The organism is Bradyrhizobium sp. P2_E8 (genome assembly GCF_056403875.1).
This window is the reverse complement of record NZ_JBFUES010001316.1, coordinates 1-1,699: the sequence shown is the minus strand read 5'-3', so window position 1 is coordinate 1,699 and position 1,699 is coordinate 1. Positions and strand designations below refer to the sequence as shown.

The window sequence follows — 1,699 nt, the reverse complement described above, 5'->3', positions numbered from 1 at the left end:
GCTCAGGACCTTCAGTTGTGTGGCGGAGCTCGGCAGCCTCTCCAAGGCGTCCGACACGCTGCGCGTGGCGCAGCCGGCGCTCAGCCGCCAGATCAAGCTTCTGGAACACGAGCTGCGCGTCGAGCTGTTCACGCGCAACGGCCGCGGCATGGTGCTGACCGATGCCGGGCAGCTTCTGCTCGCTCGCACGTCCGGCATCGTGCGGCAGATCGACCAGATCCGCGACGACATCCAGTCGGCCAAGGGGCCGCCGTCCGGCCAGGTCGTGCTTGGCCTGGTTCCGACCGTGAGCTGCGTGCTCTCGGCGCGCTTCGCGCGGCGCTGCGTCGAGACATTTCCCGGCATTTCGCTGCGCATCGTCGAGAGCTACAGCGGCCACCTCGTCGAATGGCTGCACCGCGGCGAGATGGATCTCGCCATCCTCTACGGCCGCTCGGCGGATCTGCACCTCAATGTGCAGAGCCTCGGCCGTGACAACATCGTTGCGGTCGGCCCGCGCGGCTGCGGCCTCGCGCGCAAGAAGAGCGTCGATGTCGGCTGGCTGCTGCGGCAGCGGCTGGTGCTGCCCAGTCATTCCCACGGCCTCCGTGCGCTGATCGAGCACGCGGCCGCCCAGCGCAAGATCAAGCTCAACGTCCAGCTCGAGGCGGATTCGTTTCGCGTGCTGACGAGCCTCGTGGAGGAGGGGCTCGGTTTCGCGCTGCTGCCGCCCTCGTCGGTCCACGGCGAGGTCGCGGACGGGCGGCTGGAAACCGCCGTCGTGTCCAAGCCGATGACGCGCGAGCTCATTTTCGCTTCTCCGATCGACCGCCCGGCCTCGACGGCCTCGCTGGCCATCACCGCGCTCCTGCGCGAGGAAGTCGCCGCCTGCCGCAAGGAAGGGGTCTGGGACATCAAGTTGGCTTGAGTGCCGGTGCATTCTTCGCCTCTCCCCGCCTGCGGGGCGGGGGAGCGCACCGAGCGCGCGGTGAATGCTTAGGACACAAGCTAGCCGCCGACCCTTCGCTTCTGGCGCGACCTGTCATGCCGAAATTTTATAGCTGGGCCAGGGGCACGGCGAATTTGGTGCGCATGTGCATCCCGGAACTCGTCATTGCGAGCGCAGCGAAGCAATCCAGACTGTCTCCGCAGTGGGATTCTGGATTGCTTCGCTGCGCTCGCAATGACGGAGGATAGAGCCTACCCCGGTATCCGCACCGGCAGCGACTCGTATCCCTTGATGAAGCTCGAATAGATCCGCTTCGGCTCGCCCACCACCTCGATGCGGTCGAAGCGCTTCAGCATCTCCTCCCAGACGATCTTGAGCTGGAGCTCGGCGAGCCGCATGCCGACGCAGCGGTGGATGCCGAAGCCGAAGGAGAGGTGGGTGCGCGGCCGCGGGCGGTCGATGATGAACTCCTCGGGACGGTCGATCGCCTCCTCGTCGCGGTTGCCCGAGACGTACCACATCACGACGCGGTCGCCCTTCTTGATCTGCTTGCCGCCGATCTCGGTATCCTGCAGTGCGGTGCGCCGCATATGCGCGAGCGGCGTCTGCCAGCGGATCACCTCGGGCACCATGGTGTCGATCAGCGCAGGGTTGGCGCGCAGCTTGTCGTACTGCTCCGGGTTCTCGTTCAGCGCCAGCACCGAGCCGGTCATGGTGTTGCGCGTGGTGTCGTTGCCGCCGACGATGAGCAGGATGATGTTGCCCATGAGG

General features: G+C 66.5%; 2 protein-coding genes. One reads left to right on the top strand and one right to left on the bottom strand.

The window, feature by feature from the left end:
* On the top strand, positions 1–907 hold a 907-nt coding region (locus AC1D00_RS39980), incomplete at its 5' end, for a LysR substrate-binding domain-containing protein (protein WP_477014489.1).
* A gap of 272 nt (positions 908–1,179) precedes the next feature.
* On the opposite strand, the gene AC1D00_RS39975 is transcribed toward AC1D00_RS39980, so the two are convergent.
* Positions 1,180–1,699 (bottom strand): cytochrome P450 (locus AC1D00_RS39975; protein WP_477014488.1); only part of this gene is annotated, 520 nt, incomplete at its 5' end.